General features: G+C 61.2%; 24 protein-coding genes. 4 read left to right on the forward strand and 20 right to left on the reverse strand.

The window, feature by feature from the left end; all coding sequences use genetic code 11:
- Positions 1-11: 11 nt before the first annotated feature.
- From ACJJVH_RS32635 to ACJJVH_RS32660, 6 genes are all read right to left on the reverse strand, one after another.
- Positions 12-851 (reverse strand): NAD(P)-dependent oxidoreductase, encoded by an 840-nt coding sequence (locus tag ACJJVH_RS32635; RefSeq protein ID WP_412066964.1) that lies wholly within the window; start codon positions 849-851, stop codon positions 12-14.
- 106 nt (positions 852-957) lie between these two features.
- Positions 958-1,689 carry an amino acid ABC transporter ATP-binding protein gene (locus tag ACJJVH_RS32640; RefSeq protein ID WP_412066522.1) on the reverse strand — a complete coding sequence of 244 codons (732 nt, stop codon included), beginning with the start codon at positions 1,687-1,689 and terminating at the stop codon, positions 958-960.
- Positions 1,690-1,741: 52 nt separating this feature from the next.
- Entirely contained in the window at positions 1,742-2,536 is a 795-nt protein-coding gene (locus tag ACJJVH_RS32645) for a transporter substrate-binding domain-containing protein (protein WP_112794765.1), read from the reverse strand.
- Between the two features lie 54 nt (positions 2,537-2,590).
- Positions 2,591-3,244, reverse strand: coding sequence for an amino acid ABC transporter permease (locus tag ACJJVH_RS32650; RefSeq protein WP_412066523.1), 654 nt, complete (start codon positions 3,242-3,244; stop codon positions 2,591-2,593).
- Position 3,245: 1 nt separating this feature from the next.
- Positions 3,246-3,932, reverse strand: coding sequence for an amino acid ABC transporter permease (locus tag ACJJVH_RS32655; RefSeq protein WP_113423467.1), 687 nt, complete (start codon positions 3,930-3,932; stop codon positions 3,246-3,248).
- A gap of 43 nt (positions 3,933-3,975) precedes the next feature.
- The gene (locus ACJJVH_RS32660) at positions 3,976-4,608 is read right to left on the reverse strand and encodes a 3'-5' exoribonuclease YhaM family protein (protein ID WP_112794762.1); all 633 of its coding nucleotides are present in this window, start codon (positions 4,606-4,608) and stop codon (positions 3,976-3,978) included.
- Positions 4,609-4,720: 112 nt separating this feature from the next.
- Here ACJJVH_RS32660 and ACJJVH_RS32665 point away from each other — a divergent pair, with 112 nt between their 5' ends.
- Complete coding sequence (locus tag ACJJVH_RS32665) at positions 4,721-5,617, forward strand: LysR family transcriptional regulator (protein ID WP_113384627.1); 897 nt, start codon at positions 4,721-4,723, stop codon at positions 5,615-5,617.
- A 62-nt stretch (positions 5,618-5,679) separates the two neighbouring features.
- Here ACJJVH_RS32665 and ACJJVH_RS32670 read toward each other — a convergent pair whose 3' ends face one another.
- The 10 genes from ACJJVH_RS32670 to ACJJVH_RS32715 all read right to left on the reverse strand — a co-directional run bounded on the left by ACJJVH_RS32670 (position 5,680) and on the right by ACJJVH_RS32715 (position 16,507).
- Positions 5,680-7,320 carry a Na/Pi cotransporter family protein gene (locus ACJJVH_RS32670; RefSeq protein WP_113423468.1) on the reverse strand — a complete coding sequence of 547 codons (1,641 nt, stop codon included), beginning with the start codon at positions 7,318-7,320 and terminating at the stop codon, positions 5,680-5,682.
- A gap of 110 nt (positions 7,321-7,430) precedes the next feature.
- Positions 7,431-8,198 carry an inositol monophosphatase family protein gene (locus ACJJVH_RS32675; RefSeq protein ID WP_113423469.1) on the reverse strand — a complete coding sequence of 256 codons (768 nt, stop codon included), beginning with the start codon at positions 8,196-8,198 and terminating at the stop codon, positions 7,431-7,433.
- Between the two features lie 12 nt (positions 8,199-8,210).
- Positions 8,211-8,996 carry a metallophosphoesterase gene (locus tag ACJJVH_RS32680; protein WP_113423557.1) on the reverse strand — a complete coding sequence of 262 codons (786 nt, stop codon included), beginning with the start codon at positions 8,994-8,996 and terminating at the stop codon, positions 8,211-8,213.
- Positions 8,997-9,032: 36 nt separating this feature from the next.
- Positions 9,033-9,854 carry a carbohydrate ABC transporter permease gene (locus ACJJVH_RS32685; RefSeq protein WP_112794759.1) on the reverse strand — a complete coding sequence of 274 codons (822 nt, stop codon included), beginning with the start codon at positions 9,852-9,854 and terminating at the stop codon, positions 9,033-9,035.
- Positions 9,851-10,726 carry a carbohydrate ABC transporter permease gene (locus ACJJVH_RS32690; protein ID WP_112794946.1) on the reverse strand — a complete coding sequence of 292 codons (876 nt, stop codon included), beginning with the start codon at positions 10,724-10,726 and terminating at the stop codon, positions 9,851-9,853. Before ACJJVH_RS32690 ends, ACJJVH_RS32685 begins: the two co-directional genes overlap by 4 nt.
- Positions 10,727-10,807: 81 nt before the next feature.
- Positions 10,808-12,109 carry an ABC transporter substrate-binding protein gene (locus tag ACJJVH_RS32695; RefSeq protein ID WP_113423470.1) on the reverse strand — a complete coding sequence of 434 codons (1,302 nt, stop codon included), beginning with the start codon at positions 12,107-12,109 and terminating at the stop codon, positions 10,808-10,810.
- Between the two features lie 12 nt (positions 12,110-12,121).
- Positions 12,122-13,186: an ABC transporter ATP-binding protein gene (locus tag ACJJVH_RS32700; RefSeq protein ID WP_412066524.1), complete on the reverse strand. Its 1,065-nt coding sequence runs from the start codon at positions 13,184-13,186 to the stop codon at positions 12,122-12,124.
- Positions 13,187-13,221: 35 nt separating this feature from the next.
- Positions 13,222-14,016 (reverse strand): DeoR/GlpR family DNA-binding transcription regulator, encoded by a 795-nt coding sequence (locus ACJJVH_RS32705; protein ID WP_112794757.1) that lies wholly within the window; start codon positions 14,014-14,016, stop codon positions 13,222-13,224.
- 492 nt (positions 14,017-14,508) lie between these two features.
- On the reverse strand, positions 14,509-15,297 hold the full coding sequence (locus ACJJVH_RS32710) for an alpha/beta fold hydrolase (RefSeq protein WP_113423473.1): 789 nt from the start codon (positions 15,295-15,297) through the stop codon (positions 14,509-14,511).
- A 55-nt stretch (positions 15,298-15,352) separates the two neighbouring features.
- The gene (locus ACJJVH_RS32715; RefSeq protein ID WP_412066525.1) at positions 15,353-16,507 is read right to left on the reverse strand and encodes an FAD-dependent oxidoreductase; all 1,155 of its coding nucleotides are present in this window, start codon (positions 16,505-16,507) and stop codon (positions 15,353-15,355) included.
- 180 nt (positions 16,508-16,687) lie between these two features.
- On the opposite strand from ACJJVH_RS32715, the gene ACJJVH_RS32720 reads away from it, so the two are divergent.
- Both ACJJVH_RS32720 and ACJJVH_RS32725 read left to right on the forward strand, forming a co-directional pair.
- On the forward strand, positions 16,688-17,620 hold the full coding sequence (locus tag ACJJVH_RS32720; protein WP_112794944.1) for a LysR family transcriptional regulator: 933 nt from the start codon (positions 16,688-16,690) through the stop codon (positions 17,618-17,620).
- A 216-nt stretch (positions 17,621-17,836) separates the two neighbouring features.
- Entirely contained in the window at positions 17,837-19,006 is a 1,170-nt protein-coding gene (locus ACJJVH_RS32725) for an ABC transporter substrate-binding protein (RefSeq protein ID WP_113423475.1), read from the forward strand.
- 211 nt (positions 19,007-19,217) lie between these two features.
- On the opposite strand, the gene ACJJVH_RS32730 is transcribed toward ACJJVH_RS32725, so the two are convergent.
- The 3 genes from ACJJVH_RS32730 to ACJJVH_RS32740 all read right to left on the reverse strand — a co-directional run bounded on the left by ACJJVH_RS32730 (position 19,218) and on the right by ACJJVH_RS32740 (position 23,671).
- Positions 19,218-21,194, reverse strand: coding sequence for a tyramine oxidase (locus tag ACJJVH_RS32730; RefSeq protein ID WP_412066526.1), 1,977 nt, complete (start codon positions 21,192-21,194; stop codon positions 19,218-19,220).
- Positions 21,195-21,225: 31 nt separating this feature from the next.
- Positions 21,226-22,632: an aldehyde dehydrogenase family protein gene (locus ACJJVH_RS32735; RefSeq protein ID WP_113423476.1), complete on the reverse strand. Its 1,407-nt coding sequence runs from the start codon at positions 22,630-22,632 to the stop codon at positions 21,226-21,228.
- Between the two features lie 109 nt (positions 22,633-22,741).
- Complete coding sequence (locus ACJJVH_RS32740; protein ID WP_113423477.1) at positions 22,742-23,671, reverse strand: helix-turn-helix domain-containing protein; 930 nt, start codon at positions 23,669-23,671, stop codon at positions 22,742-22,744.
- A gap of 300 nt (positions 23,672-23,971) precedes the next feature.
- Here ACJJVH_RS32740 and ACJJVH_RS32745 point away from each other — a divergent pair, with 300 nt between their 5' ends.
- Positions 23,972-24,769 carry a creatininase family protein gene (locus ACJJVH_RS32745; RefSeq protein ID WP_112794942.1) on the forward strand — a complete coding sequence of 266 codons (798 nt, stop codon included), beginning with the start codon at positions 23,972-23,974 and terminating at the stop codon, positions 24,767-24,769.
- Here the strand turns inward: ACJJVH_RS32745 and ACJJVH_RS32750 are convergent.
- Entirely contained in the window at positions 24,757-25,725 is a 969-nt protein-coding gene (locus tag ACJJVH_RS32750; RefSeq protein WP_112794941.1) for a LysR substrate-binding domain-containing protein, read from the reverse strand. The two genes, ACJJVH_RS32745 and ACJJVH_RS32750, sit on opposite strands and share 13 nt — an antisense overlap.
- Positions 25,726-25,758: the final 33 nt, after the last annotated feature.

The following is a 25,758-nucleotide window of genomic DNA, read 5'->3' on the forward strand; positions in this document are numbered from 1 at the left end:
TTTCTCTCCTCTCAACCCCTGGGGCCATCGAAAAAGCGCATGAGCGCAGCGTTGTCGGCAGGCCCGAGGCCCGCGGATACGAGAACCTTGTGTATTTCCATACAAAGCGCCGTCATCGGCATGGGCGTGCCGGTCGTGCGCGCGAGCGACTGCACGGCATCGAGGTCCTTGACCATGTTGTCGATCCGTCCCGTCGGCGAATAATCATGGCGAGCCATTTTTCCCATGAACTCCTGGAGAATGGCGCTGTCGGCTCTCCCGCCCTGCAGAGCCGCAGGTATTCTCTGGGCATCGACACCGGCGTCGACGGCCAGCCGGGTCGCTTCGGCGACCGCAACGAAATTGAGCGCACACAGGACCTGGTTGATCAGCTTCGTCGTCTGGCCGGAACCGCTTGGTCCCATCAAGGTCAGGTTTTCGCAAAGGTCCGCCATGACAGTCTGAGCCCTTTCGAACGTTTCCCGCTCGCCGCCGGCCATGACGGTCAGCTTCCCGAGAAGTGCCTTGGGGGCGCCGCCGGAAAGTGGGCAATCAAGCCATGGCAAGCCGATATCGGCGGCATCCTTAGCCAGCGCTCTGGTCGCGATCGGATCGATCGACGACATGTCGATAATGACCGTGTTGCGGCGGGCTCCCGTCGAGACCCCCTCCTCGCCGAATACGGCCGCGCGCACGATGGCCGCGGAATTCAGGCTGAGGATCACGAATTCCGATCGTTGCGCCGCCTGGCTGGCGGACGCCGCTTTCATCGCGCCCTTGGCGCATAAGGCATCGATTTTGGCGGGGTCGCGGTCATACGCGAAAAGCTCATGCCCCCGGGCCAGCAGACGGGTGGCGATGGCACTCCCCATCACGCCGCATCCGATCATCGCGACTGTCCGTTTGCGTGTCACAAAGCTCTCCTCTCGGCCCGTCCCATGGACGCGGCCGTTCATCGATTTTCAATTGGCGGTTGGATCAACCGACTTCGGAACGCAGGAAGGCTCTCAGCTCCGGCGTCCTCGGCGCGCTGAAGAGTTCGGCCGAAGGCCCCTCTTCGTGGATGATGCCGTCTTTCATGAAGATCGTCCGGTTCGCCACGCGCCGGGCAAAGCCCATTTCATGGGTGACGAGAATCATCGTCATTCCCTGCTTTGCGAGGTTCTCGATCACGGCGAGGACCTCGCCCGTCAATTCGGGGTCGAGCGCCGAGGTCACTTCGTCGAACAGAAGAACCTTCGGCTTCATCGCCAGCGACCGGGCGATGGCAACGCGCTGCTGCTGCCCGCCAGACAACATGTCGGGATAGGTGCCGAACCGATCCCCCAGCCCGACGAGCGACAGGCATCTTTCGGCTTCCTGGCGGGCGGCGGCCTTGCTGAGGCCATTCACCTGGACGGGCGCAAGCATGATATTCTCGCCCGCAGTCAGATGCGGAAAGAGGTTGTAGCTTTGGAAAACGATACCGACATCGCGGCGAAGTTCGCGAAGCCTGGCGGGCTTGCGATCCATTACATGCCCGGCCACCTCGATGTCGCCGCTATCGATCTTTTCCAACCCGTTCAGGCAGCGCAGGAACGTGCTCTTGCCGGAGCCGCTTCGGCCGATCAGGGAGATGACCTCTCCCGCCTCGACGGTCAGGGAAACCCCTTTCAGAACTTCAAGCGGGCCGAAGCTCTTGCGGATGTCTTTCGCAACGACGACTGACATGAAAACCTCTTTGCGGTTTGCGAAACCCTCATGGAGGGTTTCGCTCCAGACTTTAGAAGGAGGGCAGCTCCGGCATCGGCGTCTTCATCCACTTCTCGTAGATTTTGCCGAGCTCGCCGCTTTGCTCGTGGACGAACAGAACCGTGTTGACCCAATGCAGAAGATCCGGATCGTTGCGGCGCATGCCGACGCCGTAGAAGCTCTGCAGATAGGTCGTCTTCTGTTCATACTGATCGGGATAACGCTCCTGCAGCTGGGCCGCGATGTAGTTGACGGTCCCGATTGCATCGACCTGGCCGGAGACGAGCGCATTCAAGGTCGTGCTATCGTCGTCAAAGCGGACCAGCTGCATGCCCTTGATGTTCGCCTCGGACAGCATCTTTTCATGCGCCGTGCCCCTCGGCACGCCGACGCGCTTGCCGGCAAGATCCTGAAGACTGTGAATTTCCGTGCCCTTGGGGGCGACGATGACGGACTTGTGGCCGCCATAGGGGTTGGAGAATGCGATCGACAAAGCGCGCTCGGTGTAGATGCCGAAGCTTGCCACGACGAAATCCACCTTGCCCGTCTGGAGTGCCGGGATGCGGCTCTGGCCGGTTACGGGGACCAATTCCAGCTGGACGCCGAGGTCTTTTGCCAGAAGCTTGGCAACGTCGACATCGAGACCATCTGGCTGCATCTGGTCGTTGGTGATGCCGAAGGGCGGGACGGACAGGTCGACGCCGATCATGACCTTCTTTCGCGCGATGATATCGTCGAGCGTAGAAGCTTCCGCCGCGACGGCAGTCGCCGTTATCGCAACCAGTCCGAGGAGGCCCACAATGATATTTCTAAGACGCATTTTCATATCCTCTCAGTTTTGTGTTCCAGTTGAATCCGGCCTCTGCGGGCCGTGTAAAAGCTAGATACCCCGCCCTCTCCCGGTGCGCGCTTCCATCCACAGGCTGAGCTGTGTCAGCGGGAAACAGACGATGAGATAAAATCCTGCCACGACCAGAAAGGCCTTGAGCGGCTCGAACGTCGCGTTGCTGGCCAGCTGCCCTGCCCTCGTAATCTCGATGAAGCCGATGATCGACGCCAGCGACGTCTGCTTGACGATCTGGACCAGGAAGCCGACGGTCGACGGCAAGGCAAGCTTCACGGCCTGAGGCGCAATCACATGGCGAAGGGTCTTATAAGGCGTCAGGGCCAGCGCATCGGCGCTCTCCCACTGTGCCCTGGGGATTGCCTTCAGAGCGCTTTCCCAAATCGCGCCCAGAAACGCGCCTGAATTGATGGTCAATGCGATTGCCGCGGCGACCATGGCGCTCACTTCCAGCCCCAACAAGGATGGAGCGTAGTAGCAGAGAAACAGAAGGATGAGCAGCGGCAGGCCCTGGATGAGCTGCATGAACCCAAGAGCCATGCTGCGCGCCATCGCGCTGTTCGAAATCCTCAACAGGGCAAGCAATATGCCGGCGATTGCGCCGCCCGCGAAGGCGATGGCCGTCAGCAAGAGCGTCCATCTGAGAGCGTAGAAGATGAACAGAAATTCGGGCGTGCCAAACGAACGCATTTCAACCCCTCCCCAGCAGGCGACGGCGAGACCGCGTGAAAACGATCAGGCCACAGACATTCAGGAGCGCTCGAAACACGAAGTTCAGCACCACATAGATCACCCCGATCACCAGGTAGGTTTCCATGGTTCTGAACGTCTCGGAGCTCGCAATCATCGCCGCGCCGGACAGGTCCTCGACACCAATCGCCGCGACCAGGCTCGTGGACAGCATCAAGAGGACGCATTGCGACACGATCGGCGCGAAAACCTTTTCGAGTGCGGGCGGCAATATGACGAACCTGAGCGTTTGGGCGTAGGTCATGCCGAGGCTCTCGGCGGCCTCCAGCTGGCTGCGATGGGTCGACTGGATACCGCCCCTGACGATTTCGGCGATATAGCCACCATTGTTGAGAACCAGCGCAATGCACACGGATACCAGCGGCGACAACCTGATGCCCAGATTAGGCAGGCCAAAAAAGATCAGGAAAATCTGCACGAGCAACGGTGTGTTGCGCATGATTTCGACGTAGCAGCGGACCAGGAAGCGAGGAAGCCTGTACGGAAGCGTCGAGATCACCGCACAGGCGATACCGAGCGCCATGCCTCCGAATATCCCGATCATGGACAGCAGGAGCGTCAGCCAAAGACCGTTTGCGAACTTCGGCAGGTAGGCCAGCAGTGGGGCAAACTGAAAGGTGTAATGCATAACCTTCCTCTATCTTCCTTGCCTCGGCGTTCGAGCGCCGCGCTCACTGTATGCCGAGCGGCCGTACGCGCAGATTGGGCCCGGCGAATGCAATCGTATCCGCGCGGCATAGATCCAGCGCAGCCGAGACATGCCACCACGTATGGTCGGCCTGACGAATGATATAGCATTCGGTGCTGTGACCAATATGCGCGCCCTCCAACGAATGGCCCATGCAGATGTGGCCGATCTCCTCGGGAAGCCCGACCGACAGGCAGACATGCGTGCCGTAGGCCGAATGCCGGAACGACGGCTCGCCATAGCGGTCGCCGCGCTCGCGCCAGCGCTGCAGATTTACCGGATCGAACTCCCATGTCTTGCCGATATCATGGCAAAGGCCGCCCGCGAGAATGATGTCGCGATCGACCCTGGCTTCCGGAAAGGTCGCCTTGAATTCCTCATAGATCGCCAGCGCCAGACGCGTCACGCCGCGGAGATGGGCATCCTGCATGCCGCGTTTCAGCGCAAAGACATTTGGGCTGCCTTCGCCGGGGATGTCGATCACACGATCGAACGAAGACCGTTCCAACGCGAAGACCCAGGCATCGATTACCTTCTCCCGCAGATCGGCCGAAGAGATTTCGTCGATCTCGGGCAAATCCTCTAAAATATGGGCGCGCGAAATGGTCTTGTACATTTTTTCAACACCTGCTGCATTTGCTGATGTTTTGACCCTATTCGCTGTCGCATTGAAAATCTAATTAGGATAATTGGTGCTATCGATAGAAAAATTCTATTTGAGGCGCCCGATGTTGAGCTTGTCCGCACTGGAATCTTTCTACTGGGTGTCGCAGCTGAAAAGTTTCAACGCCGCGGCCGAGCAGCTCAATGTCACCCAGCCGACGGTTTCCTATCGCATACGCGAACTCGAGACGCAGCTTGGCGTTTCGCTGTTCCATCGGCAAAAGCGGCAGCTGCTGCTCACGAGCGAGGGGGAAGCGCTCAAGGGCTATGCGGAAGCCATGATCGGCATCGCCCGCGATATCGAATCCAATATCCGCACGCGGAATACCCGCCTGCCGACGCTGCGCGTCGGGGTCATGGACAGCTTTGCGGTCGCTTGCCTTCCCGCGCTGCTCGACGAGCTCGACCGGCGGTTCGCCGGAAGCCGCATCGCCGCGACGGTGGACACCAGCCACAATCTTGCAAAGGACTTGTCCGAAGGCCTGCTGGACGTCGCCGTCGTCTCGACGCCGCCCGCTCATGAGAATGTCGCGCTCGAATTGCTCGGCCGGCAATCCGTCAGCTGGATCGCAAGCCCGAAGCTGTTCCCCGGAATGGATGAGGTCTCCGACGACGCGCTCCTTTCCCAACGCATATTCTCGACGCCGGCGCCATCCAACCTGCATTCGCTGACGACGAACGCGCTTCGCGGCAACAGCAATCTCGGCCTGCGCCTGAATGTCTGCAACAGCCTGGGTGCGATCCTGAACCTGGTGGAGGCCGGTACGGGAATCAGCATCCTGCCCCCAAGGTTGCTTCAGGAGCAACTGCGTCGCGGGTCGCTGACGGTGCTCAAGACGCGAACGCGACTTCCCATGCAGGAAGTGTTCGTCGCGACGAACAAGGGAGCGGTCGTGCGGGCATTGAGCCAGGTCATCGAGATGATCCGAAAGGTCAGCGTTGACGTCGGGTTTTGCAGCTAAGAGCGATTCCAGGAAAAATGCGCAGCGGTTTCCGTTCGGAACTGCGTGAAAACAAATGGCTCTTAGGGAGAACGCAACCTGCTTTCGATCAACAGACCGCTTTCGTCGAGGATCGGATGAGCGACTGATACGATATGGGCGTTGATGCGCTTGAGATCGCGCAATATGTCGAGATGCAGCGAGCTCGTTTGCAGGCTTTCGACCCGGCCGTCGCGCAGGCGCTCGAGATGGCGCCCCGAAGATTGCTTCTCCATGTGCCGCACCTCGACCTTCACCTCCATCATCTGCTTGGCGAGATTGAAATCCCGCGTGACGAATATGGTCTGCGCCATGCGCAGATTGTCGATCGTGAGATGAAAGAGCTTGGCGAGTTCGTCATAGCCATCGTCGGAAAACTTGAGGCCCTGCGTAACCTTCTTGGCAACCTGGGGCACGAGGCCCTTTTCGATGATGTCGCCGATATGTTCGAGATTGATGGCATAGTCGATTATGACGATCGAGCGGTTGGCATTGTCCTGGCTCAGCCCCTGGCGGCCGAGTTTGGACAGATAGACCTTCACTTCTCTCTGAAGGACGTCCACCCGCTGCTCGAGACCGCCGATCTCCGCAAGCTTCGACAGATCGCTCCGCTCGAAAGCGTCCGAAACACGGATCAACATGCGCTCGATGAGATCCCCCACGCCGAGCGTCTCGCGCGTCGCGCTGGCGAGCGCTACCACCGGCGTCGAAAGCTCGCGTTGATCAAGATATTTCGGGGCATTGTCCGGCTGAGCCTCGTCGGGCACCAATCGGCGCATGAGCCGCGCCAGCGGCCGGGAGAAGGGCCATGCGAGAATGGCAAGGATGAGATTGAAGCCGAGATGGGCATCGACCGGCAATTTGGCGGGACCGAGAGGCAACATCTCCAGCAACTCGCCACCGAAACCGGCAAGCGGCAGCGCGATCGCGCAGCCGATCGCGCGGACGATGAGGTTGCCGAGCGTTACCCGCTTGGCGGAGGGTGCACCGCGCAGCGACGCAATCACGGGCGGAATAGCACCGCCGAGATTGGCGCCCAGCACCAGCACGATGACCAGACCGTTGGAAAGAATGCCGGTTGAGGATACCGACAGGATCAGGACCACGGCAGCCAGACTAGATGAGGAGACGAAGGCGACCATCGCAGCCAAAGCCAGCGCCACCGGCCATGCATTGTCCAGCAGGCCGATGAAGGCGGCCAGCGCCGGCGACTGTCGCATCGGCTCGGTTGCGCTGCTCAGCAGATGCAGCGAAAGCAGCATCAAGCCGATGCCGATCAGCGCGAGACCGCCGCCCTGCCGATTGGTCGACCCACTCCGGTAGAGCACGATGCCGATCAGGATCACCAGCGGCGACAGCCAATCGATGCCGGTGGCGACGATCCAGGCGGTTACGGCTGTTCCGACATTGGCGCCGAGCAATACGATCTGCGCCATGCGCGGCTCGATCAGTTGCCGTTCCACGAAAGAGGATACCATCAAGGCGGTGGCCGTCGAACTTTGCAGGGCGACCGTCGCCACGAAGCCCGATATGAAGGAGCGCAGGCCGCTTCTCGTTCCCGTGGCAAGCCCGGTCCGCAGCTTTGCTCCGAACGCCCGCGACGCTCCCTCCTTGACCTGGGCAAGCCCGAACAACAGCAGGGCAACCGCGCCGAACAGATTTATCATGACGATCGTGGAGGTCATGTTGCTTCCTCTATGGCGCTATCCTTCCTGCGATGGAGAGAGGACGCGGGATATTGTCATTCATGAGCGGGCCTTGTGTCGCGGAGGGAAAAACGCCCCCGGTCCGCGCCTCAGCCCAGCATCTTTGTCATGGCTATGATCTCCGGTGTCCCGCAAACGAAGTCAAGCTCCGTTGCAAGACCTTCCGCCTGCCAGTCGATGGTGGTCTCGATACCGAGCTGCTGAAGGCAGGGAAGCATGCCGAGAATATCCCAGCTCGGAATTCCGCGGCCGATGTAGCCGTCGACAGCGCCCTTGGCGATGTCGATCAGGGAAATGACGGATGAGCCCGTGACGCGGAAGGCGATCTTGAGGTCGCTTGTGACCTGTCGCAGCAGATCCAGCCCTTCTTCGGTCGGAACCTTGGGATGAATGCCGAGGCCGACGGCGGCGCAGCCGCGGTTGAACGGGCGCAGCGCGGGCAAAACGTTGTCGTTCAGGGATGGCGGATGCCCCTGTCCGCCGGCGAAGAGCTCGCGTCTTACCGGCGTGTTCACCACACCGAATGTCGGGACGCCCTGCTCAAGGAGACCGATCGATATACCCCAGCCATCGCTGCCGCGCACGAAGTTGAACGTTCCGTCGATCGGGTCGATCACCCACACGCGACCGGACTTGCTCTCGATCGTGCTGCCTTCCTCCCCGAATATGCCGTCTTCCGGAAAAGCCGCGGACAATTGATCGCAAATGAAGCGCTCGACGTCCCGATCCGCGGCAGTGACGAGATCGAGCGGCCCCTTGGCTTCCACGTCGAGCGACGACAGGCCCATGAAATGCCCCATCGCGACTTCACCCGCCTCGATGGCAATCGTTTTTACGCGTTCATAGTCTTTATTCAATGCTTCAATCCTTTAGCGATCAAGAGAGACAAAACGGGTGTGAACGGCGAACTCGCCCTCTCGGTCGATGCGATAGACGTAGTAGGCATAGGGTTGGGATATGCAGGGGGGCTCATGGCGATCCGCTTCCAGGTCAAGTGCGACCTGGAAGGCCGGACTGCCGCCGACCGCGCAATAGGCACCATTCCAGATCGACTGGTAGGGCCGGTGGATATGACCGGCCAGGATGATCAGCCGTCCGGGATATTCCCGCACCATCGCGGCCAACGCGTCGCACCCTTCCGTGAGCGCGGCATTGTCGAGCGATGCCATGCCCGACGGGAATGGCGGATGATGGAGCAGGACGAGCGTCGGCTCGGGCATGGCCGGCGTGAGCCGTCCGGCGAGCCAGGCAAGACTTTCCGGCGCGAGAGCGCCCTCGCCCCGCCCCTCGATCAGCGTGTCGAGCGCCAGCACCCTGAGACCTCCGGCCCGCGTCTCGTAGTTGAGAAACGGCCCGTCTTCGAACGGAAGCGTGTCGGCGAAGGCTGCGCGCAGCGTCCGGCGCTTGTCGTGATTGCCGGGCACCATGAAGACTGGAACCTGTAGCGGCGACAATATCTCCTTCAACAGCGCGTAGTCTTCCTGCGAGCCGCCATCCGTCAGATCTCCGGTAAAAGCGATTGCATCGAGCGCGGGCGTGAAGTTTGCGAGGTCCTGGACCACACGGCGCGCGACGTCGGCTATATCCAGCCTGACCTGACGGGTTTCAGGCTGGCTGGAGAAGACGTGGAAATCGGAAATGTGAGCTATCAGCATGATGTAGATCTCTTTCTGCGGCCTCGCCACCTCTGCTCAACGGATGCCGGCCCGCATGAAGCTCTGGACGAACTGCCTTTGGAAGATGATGAAGGCGACCAGAAGCGGCGCCACGGAAAGCAGGGTGGCGGCGCTCACACGGCTCCAGTCCACGCCCTGTTCGACCGTTGCGAAGACCTGCAAGCCGACGGTGATCGGCCGCGTTTCCACTGAATTCGTCACCACGAGAGGCCAAAGGAAGTTGTTCCAGTGATAGCTGACCGTCACCAGGCCAAAGGCGACATAGGTGGGCTTGGCAAGCGGCACGAAGACGCGCAACAGCACCTGCAACGCATTGGCGCCTTCAAGCCTCGCGGCTTCTTCCAGTTCTTTCGGCACGCTCTTGAACGTCTGCCGAAACAGGAAGATGCCAAATGCGGATGCAAGATAGGGCATGCCCATGCCGAGAATGGTGTCCCGCAGGCCAAGGCTTGCGAGCGTACGATAATTTTCAACCAGAAGGATCTCGGGCATGATCATAAGCTGGATCAGCACCAGCATGAACAGCACGCCCGACCCACGGAACGGAAAACACACGAACGCGTAGGCCGCTAACGTGCACACCACGATCTGGCAGGCGAGAATGAGCGTCACGAGCAGAAACGTATTCAGGAAATAGCGCGGAAACGGCGCGGCGGAGAGGACCTGACTGAAGTTGTCCAAGGTCAACGGCGCGGTCAGATCGAAGCTGCTGGAGCCTGTGGAGGGGTGAAAGGCTGCCCAAAGCGCGAATATCATCGGAGATATCCAGACGATGGCAAGCAGCCAGGCGCCGAACGTCGTCACATGGGAAGCGCGGGTGGGTGTGGTGTCGTTCATCGATAATGAACCTTCTTGTCGAGATAGCCGAATTGGAAGAGCGCGATAATCGCAAGAAGGAGAAGCAGGAACGCCGTGAGCGCAGCCGCATAACCCGTATCCCAGTACTGGAACCCGACTTCGTAGATGTAATAGAGGAGCAGCGTCGTCGAATTGTCCGGGCCGCCCTTGGTGAGGGCAATCACATGATCGACCAGACGGAATGCACCGATCATCGCGTTGACGAGCACGAAGAGCGTTGTCGGCATGATCAGAGGCACGGTCACGCGGCGGAAGATCTGCGTTGCCGATGCGCCTTCCAACCGGGCCGCCTCGATAAGCGTCGGCGATATCTGCTGCAGAGCCGCCAGGTAGAAGATCATGAAGAAGCCAGCCTCCTTCCAGATCGTGATGACGATCAACGCCCACAGGGCGGTGCCCGGCATGCCCAGCAGATTGTTATGACCGAAGCCGAAAAAGCCGAGCAGCTGGTCGATCGGTCCATAGCCCGGCGCATAAAAGAACAGCCAGATATTGGCGACGGCGACCATGGGGAGCACCGTCGGCGTGAAGTACGCCATCCGGACAGCGCCCTGGCCGGCTATGCGGCTGTTGACGAAGAGAGCCATGGCAAGCGCCAGCGCCATCGACACGGGGATCGTTACCGCTGCGTAGATGAGATTGTTCAGCAGGGCCTGCCAGAATACCGGGTCCTGGAACATCCGCGCATACTGATCGGTTCCGACGAAGACGGCGGCCCGCCTGCCTTTCGGTGTCGAAAAGAAGCTATGATAGAGCGTCGCCAAAATCGGCTGGTAGGTAAACACCCACAGAAGAACCGCGGCCGGCAACAGCAGCAAGCTCCCAAAGAGGACATTGCGAGATTTATTCATCGTGAATCCTGTCGGCCTTGTCTTCGCCATAGCTGAAGGAGGACGGCACGCGGCGCGATAGCCGCGTGTCGTCTCCGCGGATCAGCGATAGGGTTTGAGGATGAGGTCGATTTCCTTCTGAGCGTCGGCCATTGCGGCTTCCGGCGTCTTGCTGCCGGTCAATGCGGCGGCCAGCGCATCATCCAGGATCTTGGTCGTCCGCGCATTCTCATGTGTGGAGAACTCCGGCACGGAGGCCGGGATCTGCTTGAGCGCGACCAGAGCCTGCGGCGTCTCGGCAACGTACTTCTTCATCGTGTCGGTTGCCCACGAGCCATCCCTTGGAGCGACATAGCCCGTCTGGACAGCCCAATCGGCGAGAATCTCGTCCGAGGTCAGGAACTTGACCAATTTGAACGCGGCTGCCTTTTGTTCGTCGGATGCGTCCTTGAAGATGTAGAGGTTGCCGCCACCCAGCACCGAGGCCGGGGTCGGATGACCCGGGAAAGGAGCGACGCCGAAATCGAAGGTGGCGTTCTTGCGGATATTGGTGAGATTGCCGGTCGTATGCCAGATCATGGCCACGCGACCAGCGAGGAAATCGGCAGGAGCAGTCCCCCATTCGAAGATGCCCGGAGGATGGATGGCATCCTTCTTCGACAGGTCGACCCAGAACTGCAGCGCTTCAACGACCTTCGGATCCGTCAGATAGGTTTCCGTCCCCTCGTCATTGACGAGCTTGGCGCCGTTTTCGGCGACGAGGGCACCGAACAGCCACTGCGCGGAACCGATGTTGCCGGCAATGCCGACGCCCCAGCGGCTGACCTGACCGGACGAATCCTTCGTCGTGACGGCCTTGCCCGCAGCGACCATGTCTTCCCAGGTGGCGGGGTATTTCTCCGGATCGAGCCCGGCGTCCTTGAAGGCCTGCTTGTTGTAGTACATGACGGCCGTGGAGCGCTGGAACGGTATCGACCAGAGATGCCCCTCGGTCTGGGCGCTCTTCAGAAACGCGGGCATGAAGCCTTTCACCCAGGCTTTGTCGTCGTCGGTTTTGACCAGATCGTCGATCGGCTCGATGACGTCTTCGTCGATGAGGGTGAAGACGTCGGTGGCAAGCAGCACGGCAACCGCCGGCGGCGTGCCGGCCTTGGCGGCGGTCAGCGCCTTGGTGGTCGTGTCGTTGTAGTTGCCGGCATAGATGGGCGCTACGACGATATCCGGGTTTTCAGCCATGAACTTCTGCACATAGCCGTCGATGATCTTGGTGACGGGACCGCCGACCTGGACCGGATAATAGAAATCGAGTTTTGTCTGCGCCAGCGCGATTCCAGCACCGAGAGCGAGATAGGAAAGCCCGGCAGCCGCCAGCTTGAGGGCATTTCGTTTGCTGAGAAGTATCATTTCCATCCTCCACTAAAAGCTGCTTGCGGGGGCAACGTCTTCGCGCCTCAGCCCGCTTGATTTGTCAAAGAAATGCATGGCGTTCGCATCCCAGCCGAGTTCCACCACGGCCCCTTCCTGAAGGCCCGGCCTGCCGGTCACTCGCACCTGGAGCGTCTGGCTGCCGATACGGCAGACAAGGATGGTATCCGCGCCGAAATATTCGCTGGACAGCACCGTCGCCGGCTCGCCCTTGTCCACCAGACGCAGATGCTCCGGCCGTATCCCGAAGCGCAAACCGTCCGCAGCTGCGTGCGTCAGGGGCCGCGAACCGCCGGCAATGACCGAACCGTTCGCCCCCGCCGCCATATCGAGAATGTTCATGGGCGGCGTGCCGATGAACTGCGCGACGAAGACGGAAGCCGGCTTTTCGTAAAGCTCCGCCGGGGGGCCGGCATGCTCGACACGCCCCTTGTTGAGCAGGATGACACGATCCGCCATGCTCATGGCTTCCGTCTGATCATGCGTCACATACAGCATCGTGATGCCGAGCCGCTTCTGAAGGGCCCGGATTTCGCTGCGCATGCCGGCTCGCAGCTTGGCATCGAGGTTGGAAAGCGGCTCGTCGAGCAGGCAGACCGGGGTTTCGGAAATCAGGGCGCGCCCGAGGGCGACGCGCTGCTGCTGACCGCCCGACATCTGGCCCGGCCGGCGGTCGAGAAGATGCCCGAGACCGAGAAGATCGACGATCCGCCTGAGACGCTCCTGCTGCTGAGCCTTCGACACGCCGCGCACGGACAGGCCGAACAGGATATTGTCGGCGACGTTGAGATGCGGAAACAGCGCGTAGGACTGAAAGACCATGGAGAGGTTGCGCTTTGCGGGCGCAAGGTCCGTCACGTCGCGATCCGCAATGGCGATGCTGCCCGACGTGACGCTGTCGAGGCCGGCAATGAGCCTGAGCGTCGTCGACTTGCCGCAGCCGGAGGGGCCGAGAAGCGCGACGAATTTAGCCTTCTCCGTTTGAAAGCTCACATCGTCGACGGCTTTGAAATCGCCCCAATGCTTCACCAGATTATTGACTGATATTCCTACCAAGACTTTCCTCCCGTCGGGCAAAACTGACCGCACGGTCAGACAAAGATGAATTTTGAACGCAGATCACCCGGCAGCGAGCGCGTAAGAGGACGTGTCTCTTCATTGGTGACGATGTGATCGATGTCGCGCAGCGGCGCGATGACCGAAAGGGCGCTGCGCTGGAATTTGGAGTGATCGGCAACGACGATAACGGTCCTTGCCACTTCGATCATGGCTTGCTGCACAGCGCCGATCTGCGGGTTCAGGGTAGCGATGAGGCCGCGGTCGAGATCGACGGCCGTAACGCTGAGAATTGCTCTGTCGACGCTGAAACGCCGCACCGCGTCGACGGCCATCGGGCCGCCCAGCGAATGATTGAGGTCGATATATTCGCCGCCGATGAAATGGAGGCTGCGGGCCCCACCCGCGACCAACTGGGCAAGTGTGTCGGTTCCGTTCGTGACGAACGTCAGAGATTGGCGCCCGGCGAGGCGTTTGGCAGCCTGCAGGGATGTCGTCCCGCTGTCGATCATGACGGCATCGCCCTCGACGATAAGCTCGGCGGCGGCCGCACCGATGCGAGCCTTCTCCTCGGCATTGGTCACTTCACGAACGGGGGTGGTGTAGTCGCGGGTTGTCTGATTGATGAGGGCCGCGCCGCCATGCATGCGCTTCAGCAGCCCGCGTGTCTCCAGTTCGTTGAGGTCGCGCCTGACGGTGGCGATCGATACGCCCAGCACATCCTTCAGCTTCTGCGCATCGGCGAAGACCTCTTCGCGCAGATGGTCGAGCAGCCGGGCCTGACGGACGGCTGCGGACTTGAATTCGTTTTCGGACAAGATCTCGCTCATCGGGAGGCCTCCTCCAGCCCAAGATGTGATCGAATGCGATCTTTTTATGATCTTTTTCGATCTTGTCAAGACGGAAAGCTTGCAATTCGGCAATTGCCACTTCCGACGCAGCGCCGGGGACAAAGGAGCAAAGCGCCTTTTATTCCGGGAAATATTCGCGCCATGCCATGCAGCGGCGATATGGGTGATCGTTTTCAATCATCAATACACCTCTGAACGCCGCCAATCCGCGCAAACTGCGCCAGACGGACGAGGCGCCCGCAAATATCGGATGGTTCATGACCGCAGCCGAATCCGAGCCGGCTATCGGAATCTCGGGCCTGCGGCCGGCCGATTTCATGGAACCGCAAATGCGGGAGCTGTCGGGAGGCCAGGTCGCGAGATAGTATTCCATCCGCACTGATCATGCGGCAAGGGAACGTCGTCGGCTATACGGCGCCTCGCATAAAGCGCCGGTTAGCCGACGACGCCCCTGCGCCGGTCCACCTTCACTCAGCCGATAAAGCTACGGATAGCGTCCGCAACGGCCCTCGGCTGCTCCAATGTCGGGAAGTGCGTCTCGCCCGGCAGCTTGGTCGGTTTGTACCAATGGTTTTTCGACGCAAAGTCGAGTTGGGCCTGCGTGTATTCGGGTTCAAAAGGCTGGGAATAAATATGGGTGATCGGGCGCGTCTCCTTCAACGCGGCCATGCGCAGCATCGGGTTGCCCCACTTGCGATAGGCGCTGGCGATCTCGCGACCCGAGCGCGCCCACATCTCGAAGCTGTAGTTCGCCATCTCGTTCTTGACGTGATTGACGATATCCTGGTTCTTGGTGTCGCCGATCCAGTAGTTGAAGAAATCGCCACGGCCGTTCTCCCAGTTGGTGCGGTCCTGGATGTGGTCGATCATACGGAAGAAATCCTCGTTCGGAGTCGTCTGAATCCAGTCTATGACGACCGAGCGCGGAATGCGCCGCGTACCCAGCCGATCCGTCACCTCGATATTGGCCCAACCGCCATGCGAGGTGGAAACTGGCAGAACCCGCTCGATGTTCATCCTCTCGAGAAAGGCAACGACGTCCGATGCCTGGTCGCTGCAGGTGAAGTCGCCGTCATGTTCACGATGGTCGCCGTGGCCGCGCCAGTCGAGACGAATGACGCGGTTCGTTTTGGCAAGCTCGGGCGCGAGCGTCTTGAACAGCCGATGGTCCTGGCACCAGCCCGACAGCAGCAGGATGACATCGCCGGAGCCGATCTCGTCATAAGAAAAAGTGTTTGCGCCAATCTCGATCGAGTTCATGGAATGTCTCTCCGTCTCTGGAAGGTCTCGGCCGTGGTTTTGATCCTGCTCACGCTCAGACCGGCTCTGTGGCGGCCGGCGCGTAGCGGGCGGTTTTCATGCGCTCCATACCGAGCTCGACGCATCTGCCGGTGATCTTCATGACCTCGGAGCGCACGTCGTCGGGCCAGAAGTTCATATCGCCCAGACGCTCCGCCGTGTCCTGCGTGTGCTCGGTGATCGGCCGTTCGCGCGCTTCCCATTCGGTCAGTGCCTGGGGCACGTCGAGCGCTCCGTCGACCGCGACCGCCAATGCCAGTCCGTTCATCAGGGCGCAGCCGCCGCCTTGCCCGAGATAGGGAGGCATCGCATGAGCAGCATCGCCGACAATCGCGACGCGCCCCTTGCTCCACCTCTTCAGCTTGACGACTTCGAAGGCATCCCAGCGGCCCGAGCCGCCAAACCGCGACACGAGATGGGCAAGATGCGGAAAGGATTGCGCCCATAGCTCGCGATCCGCCGGCACCGCCAGCGCCTTCTCGTCGTCTGCCGCACAACACAAAGCCACGTACAGGTCCGTGGCGCTGGCCGGCGTATAGAGAATCCGCCGGCTTCCCGTGAAATATTCGATGTAGCGATCGCGATCTTCCGCGGGGACATCCGCATCGTCTCGCGCGATCAGCATCCGAATGGCGCCGTAGCCCAGTTGCTTGCGATACATCAGCAAATCGAGCGAATCGCGCACCCGCGAATTGATACCGTCCGCTGCGACGACGAGGTCGGCCTCTCGCTTCGAACCGTCGGCAAGCAGCAGCTCGCCGTCCGGCGTGGCCGATACGGCTTCGGAATTCGTGACGATTTCAACCCCCGCCTTGCGGCAGGTATCGACCAGGGTGCCGATCAGCTGTTCGCGCAGGATAGTCACCAGCCGCGCATCGCCGGCACCGTTGATGGGTATTTCCTCCATCGTCGTATTGTTATGATCGCGCGTGTGGAACTGCGGCCCGATATGAGCGCCGACGGTTGCCTGCTCCAGCGCGCCGAGGGCTTTCAATACACGCAGGCCGTTGCTCCAGATATATATGCCCGCGCCGTAGGTGCGTAGATTCGGGGCACGCTCATGAACCACCACCGACCAGCCACGCTGCGCCAGAGCCGCCGCGGCCGTCAGACCGCCAATCCCGGCTCCGGCGATTTCCGCCCGGCGTGGCGCCCCGCTCCCTGCATTCATTCCGATCATCCTCCAACCGGCGAACGGGTTCCTGCCTGCGCAGCACACGCAATGCAGTCCCTCCACGCCTCCGGTGAAAAGAATTTCCAATGATTGGAAATGTGCGCAAGTGAATTCTCTGGCGTTATCTATGAAAATTTGGAATACCGGAAGCATGCCTATCGCCTGAAAGGACAGGAAATGAAGCTTCTCACGAGCCGCCTCACCATCCGGCATCTTCGCATGGTGGTCGCGATCGAGAAGGAGGGAAACCTTGTTCGGGCCGCCAAGCGGCTCAACATGACGCAGTCCGCCGTAACCAAGGCGCTGCAGGAGATCGAGGCGCTGATGAAGGCCCGATTGTTCGACCGCACCAATCGCGGCGTGGTGCCGACCATGTTCGGCCACACTCTCGCGCAGCATGCCCGGCTGGTTATCGCCCAGCTGGCGCATGCGGAAGAGCATCTGGCGGACCTTCGCGACGGTACGGGTGGAAGGGTTGCCATCGGCACGCTGCTGTCGGCCGCCGCCGAGCTGCTTCCCACGGCGATCGCGCGGCTGAGGCGGGAACGCCCCAAGCTTGTCGTCAAGATCGTGGAAGGCACCAACGATGTCCTCATTCCCGCCCTCAGGGCCGGCGAACTGGACATCGTCGTCGGGCGCCTGTCGGAACTTCCCGACCGCCTGAGCGTCGTCCAGGAAGTCCTGATGGACGACATTGCTCTTGTCGTCGTGCGGCGCGGCCATCCGCTGGCCGAACGCGGAGCGCTTCGTCTGGCCGATCTGGCCGGCTGGGAATGGATTTTACCGCCGCAGGAGACCAGCCTTCGACGCCAGATCGACATCGCCTTCCTGGAGGAGGGCCTCGAGCCGCCGACCCATGCCGTCGAATCCGTATCCCTGTTGACCAACCGCGCCCTGCTGATCGACGCCGACTATCTCGGCGTGTTTCCGGCCGCCGTCGCTCGCCGCGAGGCCGCGGCGGGAGCAATCGCGATCCTGCCGGTCGCGCTGCGGACCACGGCCATACCGATTGGGATCACCACTCGCGCCAATGCGCGCTTGTCGCCTGCCGCCGAGGTCCTGGTGGAAACGCTGAGAAGCACATCCCGGGAACTGGCGGCCCTGGCATAAATATCAAAGCCGTTTTGATATTCCCCTCGATTATATCCAGACGACGATTTTTCCATTTACGGAATTTTTCGTTGCGCCAAGCTTGGCCGACTGAAAGCGCCAGGGGAGAGCGGCGCGTCAGCGACCTGATTTCCGTTTGCAAGCAGCGACCGCAATGCCGCCGCCGCGGTCGCACGATATCGCACGCGGACACCATAATGAGAGGAGAACATTCCAATGAATTATAAGGGAATTCTGGTTGCAACGGCGTTCGCGCTGTCGGCAAGCGTTGCCAGCGCCGAACCGGTCAAGATCGGCATGATCACGACGCTGTCGGGTCCGGCAGGTTATCTCGGGCAAGATATCCGCGACGGATTCCAGCTGGCGATCGATAAGGACGGCGGCAAGCTCGGCGGCAAGGATGTTTTGCTGGCGGTCGAGGATGACGCCATGAAGCCCGGCAACGCCAAGCAAATTGCCGACAAGATGCTTTCCGACCAGGGCATAAAGCTGTTTACCGGCATCGTTTTCGCCAATGTCGCATTCGCCGCCGTGCCAGATATCCTCGATGGCGACGCCATCTATGTAAGCGCCAACACGGCCTCCGCCTCCTTCGCCGGCAAGGACTGCAATCCGAATTACTTCGTCAGCTCATGGCAGGACGATGGCCAGGGCGAGAGCGCCGGCGCGCTTGCGCAGTCTCTCGGCTACAAAAAGGCCTTCCTGATCGCTCCGAACTATCAGGCCGGCAAGGAAACCATGCTGGCGTTCAAACGCTTCTATAAGGGCACGGTCGCAGGCGAGGTCTACACCGGTCTCGACCAGACCGACTTTGCCCCCGAGATCGCGCAAATTCGCGCAGCCAACCCCGATGTCGTCTACGAATTCGAACCCGGTGGCCTGGGCATCGCCTTCATGCGGCAATACGATCAGTCGGGGCTGCTGAAACAGATCCCCATGGTCGTGCACCCGGCCTCTCTCGATCAGGTCATCGTCGGGGCGGTCGGCAATGCCGCCCTGGGCGTCCGGGTCACCAGCCACTGGAACGACGATCTCGATAACCCTATCAACAAGGAGTTCGTGGCGGCATGGAAGAAGAAATTCGGCGAGCGCCCGATCACATATTATGCGGCGCAGGGTTATGACGCGGCGCTGATGATGGGAGCGGGCCTGGAGAAGGCCGCTCCCGACGATCCGGCGGATTTCCGCAAGGCCATCCTGAGCACCGCCATCCCGAGCGTGCGCGGCTCGTTCAAGCTCGGCCCCAATCAGCACCCGATCCAGGATTGGTATTCCTTGAAGGCGGAAAAAGGTCCTGACGGCAAAATCGCCCTGAAGACGGAGGGCAAGATCCTGACGGAGCACGGCGACATATACGCCGCCAACTGCAAAATGCCGGCCGAATAGAGCAATTCCGGAAAAAATGAGCGGCGGTTTCCAACCGGAATTGCGTGAAGACAAAAGGATAGGGCGTTTTGGCGATTCGAAGAAAAGCGGAAATGCGCTAGCCAGCGAGGGCAGGCGGCCGTGGATAGGCCGCTCTCCGATCCCGCCGCCTCTCCCGCAAGGCATCGCGGAAAGCCGTCAGCGCCGCTCGAGCGGCGCTGACGTCATGTCGTCAATTGCGTAGCGTCAATGCCGGATTATGGGCAAAGAAATTATGCGGCTCAATATGGATGGTCTTCCATTCGGTCGACATGACAGGCCAGTCTTCCATGCGCGGGATATGATGGAAACCGGCGGTGAACCAGGTGACGATATCCTTGCCCATCAGTGGCTTGTTGGCCTTGACCCACTCCGGCAGCGTGTCGGAGCCGTCGCTTTGCATGGCGAACTTGCCGCCGGCATATTGCTGGTTCGGGTCGTAGACCGTGTTCCATACCGAATATTCGATATAGGCATTGCGCTTCATCGGCGGATCCTTGACGAAGTCGAAGGGACCATAGGCCACGTCGCCGTGATGGATCATCCAGCCCGGCTCCTGGCCGAGATAGCCCTTGCGCGAGGGATCGGAGATCATGAAGTAGCGCGGCTTCATCGCCGAAAGCTGGTAGCGCGCTTCCATTTCCGTCTTCGGCATCGTGTGCTGGACCGTCCACATCGAGCGGCGCGGGTTCTTCGCGTCGACCTTGGCCGGAACGATATCCATCGTGCCGAAATGGTTGGCCGGCTGATCGACGTCGAAATCGATACGGAAATTGAAATAATGGTCGTGATTGGCGGCCACCAGATTCGGCGCGATCAGCGTGCCGTGCGCGGTATCTGCGGCCGCCGTCGGATCGTCCATAGAGGTCGATTGCACACCCTTGACCGCGTCGAGGCCGGTCGCACCGATCATGATGCGGATCTGACCATCGGGCTGCAGGCGGTAGTCGATCAGGTAGGCGTAATTGCCGACTTCCGATGCGGTGCGCACGACGAGCTCGCTGCCGGGCCTGCCTTCCGCCGGAACCGGCTTGTCCGGCGTCTGGGCGAACACCTCGAAATGGCGCCATGCCGGATCTCCGACGCTGCGCTCGAAGACGCAGATGGCGTTCGGGATGGTCAGCGGATTGCCCTTGTCGTCGGCGATGGTCGCCGGCAGGAAGGTCGCGTAGATCGGGCAGTCCAGGCCGGCCCGCAGCGGGCTCAGGAACAGGCCGAAACCATATTCTCCGCTATCCATGTAGGTGCGCCAGTACCAGCCCTCGGTCGGGTCCATGTAGGGCACGAAGACTTCCGAGAGATGCGACTGATAGATCACCGAACGCCAGGTATCGCCATCCTTCACGTCGAGATTGGAGAGAACGAGTCCCGGGCGCTTGTCGACGCGGAAATTGAAGCGCCACATGTCCCATTCGAGATGGCTGCCCGATATCTTGTAGTTCGGGCCGCCCTGCTGCGAGAGCGTAGCAAGATTGGTCTGCGGGCGCAGCGGCTCGCGCTCGGCCACTTCCTTCTCTGTATAGCCCCAATTGTCCTTCGGACCTTCGATGGCGCCGGTATCGATGACCTTCAACACCTTCTTCTTGCCGATATCGTAGACGGCAAAGAGGCCTTCGATCGGCTTGGCATAATAATTCGACCCTTCCGGAACGTGGTAGCAAGGCACCTTCATCAGGCGTGAATTCCGGTATTCCTCGGTGAAGAAGTTGCCGGCCGTCAACGGCAGGCAGAAGGCCTGATCCGGCGTCAGGCCGCGCTTGTTGAGACCCGCGACCATCTGGGGATCGCCAAGCACGCCCTGAAGGGCGTCCATGAACTCGGTGAAGAGCACCATGGGCTGACCCTTGATCGGTGTCGTGCTTTCGACCGTGCCCCTGGTGATGTTGACGACGGCCTCCTTGAAGCCCTGCGGACTCGTCAATTGCACCTTCGCCTCGCGGTCGAGCGGCTTGTCGCCGTCCTTCCATTGCAGAACGTCGGCCTTGGCCGGCTCCTTCAGTTCGATCAGCGGATAGAGCGTGTTGTCGTCGACCACCTTCTGCTCGCGCAGGATCCGATTGATCTTCTGGTACTCGTCCGCCGTCAACCCGTCGAGCGGGTGCGCCATCGCTGCCGACACACCAAGCGTCAGCAGCAGCCCGGCCGAAGCCAGATAGTGCTTCATGTTCATTTCCATCCTCCCTGTACAATGCCTTGCAAGATCAGGCGAACATCACCTGGATATCCGTGTATTCCTTCAGCCCTTCTTCGCCGAACTCGACACCGAGACCGGAGGTCTTCACACCGCCGAAAGGCGCGTTGGGCTGGATCGCGCCGTGCTTGTTGATCCAGACCGAGCCGCATTCCATGCGCGCGGCCACGGCCTTTGCCGCCGATATGTCCGACGACCAGACGGAGCCGCCGAGGCCGTTCGGGCTGTCGTTCGCCATGCGGATGGCATCGTCGACATCAGCGTATTTGATGACGGGCAGCGCCGGGCCGAACTGCTCCTCGTCGACCAGCGCATCGCCATTCGACAGGCCGGAAATGATCGTTGGCGGAAAGAAGAGCCCCTCGCCCGGCGCTCCCCCAAGCAGCACCTTGCCGCGGCCTGCCGCATCGGCAACAAGCCGGCTCAGCTTCTCGAACTGCATGCGGTTCTGCACCGGCCCGAGCGCGCTCGTCTCGTCCATGCCGTTGCCGACCGGCACGTTGCGCGCATAGGCGACCAGCGCTTCGCAGACGGCATCATGAATCGACTCGTGTACATAGAGACGCTTCAGCGCCGCGCAGGTCTGGCCGTTGTTGATGAAGGCGCCCCAGAAAAGGCCTTCGGCAATCTTCTCGGGATCGGCATCCGGCAAAACGATACCGGCATCGTTGCCGCCGAGCTCCAGTGTCAGCCGCTTCATGTTGGAAGCGGCCGATTGCATGACCTTCTGGCCGGTGGCAATGGAACCGGTGAAGACGATCTTGTTGATGCCGGAATGGGCAGCCATGGCGGCGCCGAGATTGAAGCCTTTATCGTCGCCCGTCACGACGTTCAGCACGCCGGGCGGCAGCACCTCGTTCATGATCTCGGCAAGGCGCAGCGTCGAAAGCGGGGTGAGCGGCGACGGCTTGACGATGACGGTATTGCCGGTGCGCAATGCCGGCATGATATGCCAGATCGCGATCATGACCGGGAAGTTCCATGGGGTGATCGAGCCGACGACGCCGACCGGCTTGCGATGCAGTTCGACGCGGCCTTCGGCATTGTCCTGCAACACCTTGACCGGAAGCGAAAGCCCGGTCGTATAGCCTGCCCAGGCGACCGCCCCGCCCATTTCCCAGCGCGAGCCGAGACCGTTCAGCGGCTTGCCCTGCTCGAGCGTGATGATGGTGGCAAGCTCGTCGGCATGCTCCTCGATGCGGGAGGTCACGGCAGAGCACATGCGCTGCAGTTCACCATCGCTGCGCGCCGACCATTCCGGAAACGCCGCACGCGCGGCCTCGACCGCCCGGTCGAGGCCGGCGGCTCCCATGTTGGGCGCACGCCCGGCCTCCCGGCCGGTGGCCGGGTTCCATACGCCGAAATCCGCTTCGCCCGTGACCGGCATCCCGCCAACGGTTGCAGAATATAACGTCATTGCCAGTTCCTCCGCTGAAACCCGGCCAGGGGCCGGGGATTGCGAGAAGATTAAGCCGGGAACGCGCGTCGGGCTTGGACGGAAACGTCCGGACTGTTGGACAAAAGCGTCAGTGGCAGCGCGCGGCGGCGCCGGGCGTCATGCCGTATTTCTTGCGGAATTCGCGATAGAAATAGGAGAGATCGTTGAAACCGGCGTCATAAGCGATCGCGGCGATGCCATCGCCGGCCATATCGGCGGCGCGGGCGCAAAGCCGGCTGTGGGCGATATCGAGGCGGCGGTTCAGAAGGCGGTGTCCGGGCGTTTCGCCCAGCGCCCGGAAATGCCGCTGCAACATGCGCTCGGATACGTTGAGGCGGCTGGCAAGCTCCCGCGGACCGAAGGCTGGATCGGCAGCGTGGCGGTCGATCAGGGCAAGCGCGCGCGACAGCAAGGTCGCCGGCGCCCGCCGCGTGCCTGTCTCCCGGGCCGACTGGAAATAGGCGCCCATGAGACAGAGGAACGCTTCGCCGAGCTGCGGCTGGGCCGCCGGGCCATCCAGCATCTTGGTCATCACCGCCCGCATGGCGAGCCAGAGCGGATCGCTCCGGCTGATCGAGACGCCGCCGGTGCAGGCGTCGCCGAAACGATGCACCATCTCTTGACGGGGAAGATGGATCGAAACCTGGCTGGAGCGGACGCCGCCATAGAAGAAACGGGAAGGCCGGACAGAATCCACCAGGAACATGTCGCCCGGTGCCAGATCGGCGACCAGGCCATTCTGCTCGACGCGGCAACGCCCGGCGTCCTGGATCAGGAGAAAGAAGTGCTCGCCGGGGTCCTGCCGGATCGCCTTGACGCCGCGCTCGACATGCTTGCTGGCATCGAGCCCGACGATCGCCGTCTCGAACAGACCCATGCGGCGGGTGGCGACATCGCCGGCGACGATGCCCGACGACAGCGTCGGTTCCAGGCTGAACACGCCGCAAACCCTGCGGATTTCCGCCTCGAGGACCTCCACCGGCACCGGCGTATGAACTGGCGCAACCAACGACTGCATGGTCCCCTCCCCTGGCCTTTGCAGAATATCCCGCCCTTTTATCACATTTTTTTAGAAAACATTCGATTTTTGTGACGTTTGGCACCATGAACTCCGGCAACGCCCGTTTCAGCGCGAATTCCGACCACGGACCGTGCGGGCCTGACGGTTCCGTTGCCAAGCCGGAAGAAATAGCGGCTTTCGCCTTTACATCCCCTGCGTACGCAAAAAGGCAGCGGCACGGCCGCAAATTGATGCTTTCCACCGCCACCATCCTTGCCGTATCCGTTAGCCATAAGATGCAGGCGAGAGGACATGGCAATGGCGAAGCCCTTCTATTGGAACGAACTCAATACCTATGATTTCGCCGATCTCTCGCCCGATACCACGATCGCGATCCTGCCGATCGCCTCGACGGAACAGCACGGCCCTCATCTGCCGATCGCCACCGATGTCGCGATCGCGCAAGGAATGCTGGCGGAACTGAAGACCCAGCGTCCCGACGATCTCGATTTTCTCGTTTTGCCGACCCAGGAAATCGGCAAGGCCAACGAGCATATCTACGGCCCCGGCACGCTATCTCTCGGCGCCGAACTTTTGATCCCGGTCTGGACCGCGATCGGCACCAAGGTCGCGGAGGCCGGCATCCGCAAGATGGTCATCGTCAATTCCCATGGCGGAAATCTCGACATCATGGGCATTGTCGCCCGCGAGCTGCGCGTGCGGCACCGAATGGCCGTGGTTGCGACGCAATGGACCCGCTTCGGCACGCCGGACGGCATGATCGACGAGCACGAGCAGCGCTTCGGCATCCATGGCGGCGATGTCGAAACCTCGCTCATGCTGCATTTCCGGCCTGAGCTGGTGCGGATGGACAAGGCCGAGAATTTCGTCTCCAAGGCGGAATGGATGAGGGAGCATTCCCGATATCTGCAGCCGCTGCCGCCGCATTCGCTCGCCTGGATCGCGCACGATCTCAATCCCAACGGCGTCGTCGGCAATGCCGCTGCCGGCACGGCGGAAAAGGGCGCGCTCATCTGCCGGCACCAGATCGCCGGCTTCATCGAGATGCTGCGCGACCTGCGCGACTACCCGCTCTCCAATCTCTATTCGAAATAGCCGTCCGAGCGGCGGCGTTCGGAGGGCATGACGATGTGCCCCTTCGCCTGCAATTCTTCCACCATCCCGGCGAGCTCCGCGAGCAGGTATTCGACGAAAAGGCTGGTGGCGGCATCGAGCGGCGCCCGCGCGCGGGCGAACAGCTTCATGGGCTGATGCCGCGAGTTCGGCTCGGCGATCGGCCGGAACACCAGCTCGCCGCGCCGGCATTCGGTGATGACATCCAGCGGATTGAGCAGCGTCAGCCCCGCACCGCATTTCACCAGCTGCTTCAGCATTTCCGACGCGTTGCTCTCCAGCACCGGCTCGACCTGCACGGAAAGGCGCGCCAGCGTCAGATTGATGACATCCCTGAGGCTCGTGCCCGGCTGCGCCAGCAGCAGCCGCTCCTCCACGACATCGGCAAGATTGATCGGCCCCGGTCCGATCAGGGGATGACCGGGCGGCAGCACGATGCCGATCGGTATGTCGAAATTGCCGAGCGAACGGATGCCCGGTGTCGCCGGTATATTGAAGCCGAGGCCGATATCGACTTCGCCGGAGACGACCGGCGCCATGGTGGTCGAGCCGGCATCGTTGCGCAGCTGGATAAATACCCTTGGATGTTCGGAGAGAAAGCGCGCGATGATCTCAGGCAAAGGACCGGCCGTCAGGCCGGTGGTCGCGACCATCCTGATCTTGCCGGCCTGCTGCATTTTCAGACTGCGGATGCGCCCTTCCAGCCGCTCGTAATTCTTCAATACCTCGCGGATGTGCTCGATACAGAGCTCGCCCGCCGCCGTCAGCCGGAGGCCGCGGGGCAGGCGCTCGAACAGTGGTGCCCCCATCTCCTCCTCCAGGGCCAGAATCTGCCTGTTGATTGCCGACGAGGCCACGTTGAGCCGCGCCGCCGCCTTGCGGATGGAGCCACAACGGGCAATCTCGTTGATGTAAAGAAGTCGTCTCGAGTGCAGCATGCCCGTTCCCATTGCTTATTTTTTATCCAGGCC

The sequence above is a fragment of the Rhizobium sp. SYY.PMSO genome, assembly GCF_046840415.1.
Classification (GTDB): domain Bacteria; phylum Pseudomonadota; class Alphaproteobacteria; order Rhizobiales; family Rhizobiaceae; genus Rhizobium.